Source organism: Aulosira sp. FACHB-615, from assembly GCF_014698045.1.
Taxonomy (GTDB): Bacteria; Cyanobacteriota; Cyanobacteriia; order Cyanobacteriales; family Nostocaceae; genus Nostoc_B.
On sequence record NZ_JACJSE010000009.1, the window covers coordinates 269,241 to 275,562 of the forward strand.

Consider the following 6,322-nt stretch of genomic DNA (forward strand, 5'->3'; position numbering starts at 1 on the left):
TGCATTTTCACTCAACGATTTCCTATTATAACGTTTAAAATAATTTTGGCAAGGGGTTGCTGATTTAAGTTTTTAAGTTGAGGAAGCCGCCACCTGTAGTTGAGAAGATAGATGTTCTAGTATCTGAGATTGGATTTGCTTGTACTGCTGCTTGAGCAAATTCTTGCTTGTCTGGGCTTGATCAGAGTGTGGCAAGATTTTACTTTGTTCGAGCCACTGTGTTAATCTTTGGCGCTGGGTATTAGTGATGTGGGTGTTCAGCACTGTAACACAGCTATGGGGTAGTTCCAAGGTAAAGCAAATCAAGGAATAGCGCCTATATTCGATCAAAGCCGAAACCAGTTCTTGGTTTTGGGGATTCTGCATATCTAAATAGCAAGGTAGCCATTTCGGGCCGAGTTCGGAATCGTAAAGCAGCGTGATCCACAGCAGCATCGGGTAAGGCGTTGTGATGAATACAAAATGGTTGTAACGCTGACACAGAACTCGTTTTTTGATTTCTTGTTTAGGTAACATCAGCCACAAAGCTGCAAAATTCCCTTGGGGTGTGGGAAAAATTTGGGGAAAGACAATTTCTTGAATGGGTTTATTGGATGGCCAGACAAGTTTAGCCAAATTGGTTTTCAGGGTTGGAGGTAAATCAGCAGCAACATTTAAATGAGGATTATATGTGGAAGTTAAAGGTGTGGGTAAATTCTGACAGCTTGATTTTTCTAGACTGTCTAAGACTTGTAGAATTTCTGCCATGTTTTGCGGGCGATCGCCTGGTTTTTTCGCCAAGCAAGCCATGATTAAATTGTTGAGTTGTGGGGGTAATTCGAGGTCGGGACTGACAGAGGCGATCGCTCGTGGTGGTTCAAAATTATGGGCTTTATACCAAGCACCAAATAAATCTGTTTCTGGTTGCCAAGGTTTAGCCCCTGTCAACATTTCATACATGATCACACCCAAGCTATAAATATCGGAACGACTATCAATGTCTACACCTTCTAATTGTTCAGGAGAACAATAGGGTAAAGTACCGTTAAAGCCTCTGTTAGTATTAACTGTATTTGTATAATTAATAAATTTAGCAATACCAAAATCGAGGATTTTGACTAATTTTCCTAAAATTGGGTCTGGCAGGACTAATATATTTGCTGGTTTCACATCTCGATGCACTAAGGCATAAACTTTGCCATCAATATTAATTCCTTGGTGGGCGCATTGTAAGCCTAAACAAATCTGACGTATCAAAATTAAAAACTTAGGTAATGGTATCGGTATTAAATCTTTTAAACTTTTACCATTGAGATATTCCATAACATAAAATGGCTTACCTTCCGCACTCACTCCATAATCATAAGCCCGCACAATATGAAGACTTTTTTGACTTAAAGCAGCACTCAACATTGCTTCTCGTGCAAAGTCTTGCTGCATTTTTTCACTACAAAATTTTTGAGTTAAAAACTTGACGGCAACAGGTGTTCCACCTAATAAAATATCATCGGCTAAAAAAACTTCACCCATACCACCACTGCCAATCAACTGTTTTAGCTGATAGCGATTGGCCAGCAATCCTGTAACCCGTGGAGAGATGAATGCACTGTGATTCACTTTTAAAACCTCTAATATTGCCGCAATTAAATAATTAAAAATTTATTTCATATTTTTTAAGGCCTTGATAAAATTTGGCGAATTTTATCAAAGATTTGAGACAGCCAAGCTCTAAAACCTAGCTTGGCAATTTGTTGTCTTTCTACTAATTTTTGTAAAATTTCGGACTTTAACTTTTGGTATTCTGCTTTTAAAACTGTTTTAGCTTGTTCCGAGGCGATCGCTTCATTATATTTCTGCTCTAGTTCTAACCAATCTGTTAGTTGCTGTCTTTGTTTTGCTGTCAGAGTTAGTGTCATGACATTAGCACATTGAGTTGGTTCTTCCAGTGCAAAAAAAAGTAAGTGATAATAGCCCCTATCAGCTAAAATTTGAGCAATTTTTTGACCTCTGTTATCTTTTAAATCTAAAAAATAAGATAGCCATTTTGTCAGGGAAGATTGAGCATTATATAACACTGTTACCCACAACAGCATCGGGTATAAGTTCATTTTGTCGATAAACTCTGTACTGTGATATTTATCACAAAAATTAACAATTTCTTGCTTGGGTAACATTGCCCAAAAAGTAGGAATTACCCCTTGGGTAGTATGTAGTAAATGGGGAAACCCGATTGAGGAAATTGGTTTATTTTTCGGCCATGTTTTTTGTAAACACTCTTTCTCTGAGATTGAAGTGACTGGAACTAAGTTTACGGGAGATTCCAATTTATCGCTATCAATTTCTAGGGCTATATCCCTCGCCACCTGTCGCTTGATTTTCTCTAGAACGACTAAAATTTGACTAATAGTTTGCGGACGTTCAGTTACTTCTTTGGCAAGACAAGTTAATAATAATTTTTTTAATGCTTTGGGAATTTTGACATCAGGGTTAATTTGTTCTGGTGTTGGTGGCGCTTGGAAACGATGAGCTTGATACCAACTGCCAAAAGTATTACTATCTGTTTTAAATGGGTGTTTTCCTGTTAACATTTCAAACATTAAGACACCCAAACTGTAAATATCAGAGCGAACATCTAATAGTTTGCGCCCTTCCATGTGTTCTGGAGAACAATAAGGTAAACTCCCAATAAAAGAATCAGTCAGCGTCATACCGCTACGTTCTGTTAAAAATTTAGCAATGCCAAAATCAAGGATTTTCACTACCTCACCTTGTTGAGCATCATCAATAATGAAGATATTTTCTGGCTTAATATCTCGATGCACAATTGGATAAATTTCACCTTTTAGACTAATGCCTTGATGGGCGCACTGTAAGCCTAAGCAAATTTGCTGACAAATATCAATAAATTTTCCCAGGGTTAATGGTTGTACCTTCAAAATCTGCTTGAGATTTTTACCTTGAAGATATTCCATGACATAAAATGGCGTTTTATCATCCGTCATGCCATAGCTTAAGACTTGAACGATATTTTTACTTTTACGACCCAACTGAGCGCCAATAAAAATTTCTCTGGCAAAGCGTTGCGATATTTGCTGGTTTCCTAAACTTAGCATTAAAATTTTGACAGCGACTAAAAGACCACCTTTCGCTGCATCTTCTGCTAAATAAACTCTACCCATCCCGCCTTTGCCAATCAAATCCTTTATTAAATAGCGATTATTTAAAAACTTTCCAATATAAATATCGATGTCGGTTTTAGGCACTACCATATTTGGAAATGTCACGCTATAAAATTTGAAAATCAATATTGCTCAAGCTTTTATTGTAACCATTAATAAGTTTACTTACTTTAGAGAATCAATTATAAGTTATAAAACTCACTTTAAGAGGAAATAAAGGTTTAATAAAACACTAATTGATTGTTCTGCAAAATCGCTTAAACATTATGTAACATATTCATTAAGAAAATAAATGAGAAAATCCACTGAACCCAAGGATACTTGGAAGATATCTGGGTTCTAATAACAGTAAATCCACGGTTAAAAATAATCATCACTCCAAGTAGTTCCCAGGGAGTCTGAAGGCACATTTCCAGATAATCACCAACGGAAAAAACTTAGCATCTGACGGAACCATATGAGAATAGGTGGTTCGATTTTAAGTTGAAAAGCTAAAAACTGAGTACGCTGTAGAGAATTAAAATTATTATCGCTGACTAGAATTAATGAACGTTGTCCATTAGGTAGCCAAGGGCCGAGTGTTAACCCTTCCAGATTGTCTAGGGCTACGTCTAGGGTTCGCAAATCGAACAAAAGTTTTTTCTTTACTGGGTGAATATTTTTAGAGGTGCTGAGAAGGCTGTCAATATTGTGAATATCATCAGCATCAGCTAGGGAAACTTGAAATAAAAAAATCGCAAATCCTAACCCTGTAAAAGACCTTTCTAAACTTACAAAGTGTCCTTGATTATCTAAGGCGAGTAAATCTGGTAAGCCACTAGCAAACTTACCAGTTATATCTAGCAACGGTGCGACTGGCTCAGTTTGGTACAAAAATTCACTTTCTGGCTGCTGGGTGAAGAGATTATATTGCAAAATTCGGCAAGGTGTACCAATATTTGGTTTAGCCACTGAACCATCTTGAATTAAGGCATTTTCAGTTGCGGTGAATAAATACTGATGATTGGGGGTAATAGTCAGACTTTCAAAAGCTAAATTATTGCGAATACCTATTTTAGCTTTTTGATCTGGTAAGAATTTTTTGGGTATTTTGAGTGTTGTCATACTTCTACCAGAAGCTAAGGAAAACTCTTGTATAAAAGGGTTAATTGATTTTTCCCTATCTCCTTCAGAGGAGATAAAAACAGTATCTTGATTAGTTAAAGCAATTCCTTCGGTATCGGTGGTTCCAGGGAGAAAGTTTTTTCCATCTTGATTTAATAGCATTGTTACGCCGACAGGCACAACATCATCATTTTCTAGCAAACCTTTGCTCAAATCGATTTTAAAAGTATAGAAACGTGTGGGGGCTTTTTGCCCTCTATCGTCGGAAATAGCATAATAAAGGTCATTTTTGACATCGTAGGTAATGCCTGATAAACCACCGACTTCAGTTTTTTGAAAAGATAAATTTTTGGTTAATGTTGCTTCTCCAATAAAATCTACACTGCTGATTTCAACAGTATTCGAGGAAAAATTAATCATTAAAATTGTGCCAATTAAAATCCCAATTCCTAAATAAATAATTTTGGGTAATTGCCAAAATTTTTTAACTATTTTCATGTTGATGACCTTACAAGAGCAGGCGATCGCAGATAGCCACTTAATTCACCCATAGTAAACGAGCAGGTGATTTTACTAACATAACAAGTGGGACTGAGTGAAAACTTTGGTGAGACTAATTAGGATTGAGTACCTGGTTGATGGTTTGGATCAGTTCCTGGGGTTGAAACGGTTTGCTGATGTAGGCGATCGCACCCATCTTTAGCCCCCAGTAGTGATCAGACATACCGGCATTGGAAGAACAGAAGATGACAGGCACTGCCTGAGTTTCAGGATTACGTTTGATTTTGCGGCAGACTTCATAACCATTCAACCGGGGCATAACTATATCAAGAATGATAATGTCTGGGCAATCAAATTGAATTTGCTCCAGAGCTTCTATGCCATCGCAGGCAGTCTTAACATCAAAGGCGTTTGCTTTCAGTAATTCTTCTAAGAGATGACGTTGAGTGTAGCTATCTTCGACAACCAGGACGGTACTCATTTGATTTACTCCATTCAATGAGTTCATCGTAAAAAAACTAGATGCAGAAAACATGAGACATCCGTCCCCATTTCAGCTAGGTCTAAAGTCCTAGTAACAAATAGGACAGCAGAATCTTGCGACTGAAAGAAGAAAAGGTTAGGGTTGAGGGGATCATCCGAATTGAAATTGGTAAGCTATTAAGCGTGCAGTTTAAATGACGATTAGCTAATAGCTTTCAAATCCAGGTATATTGTCCGGTTTATTTTTTCAGTCATTTTTCTTAACCCATGCCGCCCATTCGTGTGCTGATTGTTGATGACCAAACCCTAATCCGTCGGGCGTTGTCCTTATTGCTGGTCGAAGATCCCCGACTGGAATTGGTGGGGGAAGCGGAAAGCGCAGAAGTGGCGATCGCTCAGATGGAAATTCTGAAACCAGACGTAATTCTCATGGATATTGTCATGCCAGGAATGGGAGGAGTTGAAGCTACCAGAGTGATTTACCAACAATTTCCAGAGACAAAAATTTTAGTACTTAGTATTGATGATGATGATGAGAATATTGCTCAGGCAATGCGGTATGGAGCAGCAGGTTATCTGTTAAAAAATACCCCTGTAGAAGAATTGTCTCTAGCGATTCAGGCGGTTCACAAAGGCTATACCCAATTAGGGCCGGGCGTAGGACGAAAGTTAATTCAGCGTATCCCCGATCCTGGGATTAATCTGGATGTCGAGTGGAAAAAACTCACCCGCCGCGAACAGGAAATTGTGCGATTGATTGCTCAAGGGGCGAATAATCGTGAAATTGCAGAGGTGCTGTTTATTTCTGAAAAAACGGTAAAAAATCACATTACCAATATCTTGAGTCGTTTGAATTTACGCGATCGCCTCCAGATTGCTTTATTTGCCACATCAAATCCCACCTATATCACCAGCAAAGCCTGATATTAACATTCGACCAAAAGCAGACAAAACCACAACCATTACAGCACTTGCGTCTGTTATGAGGTACAATAAATTAAAATATAAATACCTCTAAATGAAGTCATACTCTGTCGATCTTCGAGAAAAAATAGTTGCAGCACATCTTCAAAAAA

Annotated in this window: 5 protein-coding genes; 1 reads left to right on the forward strand and 4 read right to left on the reverse strand. The window is 37.9% G+C overall.

Annotation, left to right across the window (positions count from 1 at the left end; translation table 11 throughout):
• Positions 1 to 72: 72 nt before the first annotated feature.
• From H6G77_RS17435 to H6G77_RS17450, 4 genes are all read right to left on the reverse strand, one after another.
• On the reverse strand, positions 73 to 1,596 hold the full coding sequence (locus H6G77_RS17435; protein ID WP_190593197.1) for a protein kinase domain-containing protein: 1,524 nt from the start codon (positions 1,594 to 1,596) through the stop codon (positions 73 to 75).
• Positions 1,597 to 1,652: 56 nt separating this feature from the next.
• A complete protein-coding gene (locus H6G77_RS17440; protein ID WP_190872224.1) occupies positions 1,653 to 3,248 on the reverse strand; it encodes a serine/threonine-protein kinase in 1,596 nt (531 codons plus the stop codon).
• Between the two features lie 330 nt (positions 3,249 to 3,578).
• Positions 3,579 to 4,760, reverse strand: a complete 1,182-nt coding sequence (locus H6G77_RS17445; RefSeq protein WP_190872225.1) for an esterase-like activity of phytase family protein — start codon at positions 4,758 to 4,760, stop codon at positions 3,579 to 3,581.
• A gap of 115 nt (positions 4,761 to 4,875) precedes the next feature.
• A complete protein-coding gene (locus tag H6G77_RS17450) occupies positions 4,876 to 5,244 on the reverse strand; it encodes a PleD family two-component system response regulator (protein WP_190671190.1) in 369 nt (122 codons plus the stop codon).
• A gap of 269 nt (positions 5,245 to 5,513) precedes the next feature.
• Here H6G77_RS17450 and H6G77_RS17455 point away from each other — a divergent pair, with 269 nt between their 5' ends.
• On the forward strand, positions 5,514 to 6,170 hold the full coding sequence (locus tag H6G77_RS17455; RefSeq protein WP_190872226.1) for a response regulator transcription factor: 657 nt from the start codon (positions 5,514 to 5,516) through the stop codon (positions 6,168 to 6,170).
• The last annotated feature ends 152 nt before the right edge of the window (positions 6,171 to 6,322 follow it).

Coding starts and splice junctions, on each gene's coding strand:
- H6G77_RS17440 (WP_190872224.1), bottom strand. CDS start 3,248: ATGGTAGTGCCTAAAACCGACATCGATATTTATATTGGAAAGTTTTTA.
- H6G77_RS17445 (WP_190872225.1), bottom strand. CDS start 4,760: ATGAAAATAGTTAAAAAATTTTGGCAATTACCCAAAATTATTTATTTA.
- H6G77_RS17450 (WP_190671190.1), bottom strand. CDS start 5,244: ATGAGTACCGTCCTGGTTGTCGAAGATAGCTACACTCAACGTCATCTC.
- H6G77_RS17455 (WP_190872226.1), top strand. CDS start 5,514: ATGCCGCCCATTCGTGTGCTGATTGTTGATGACCAAACCCTAATCCGT.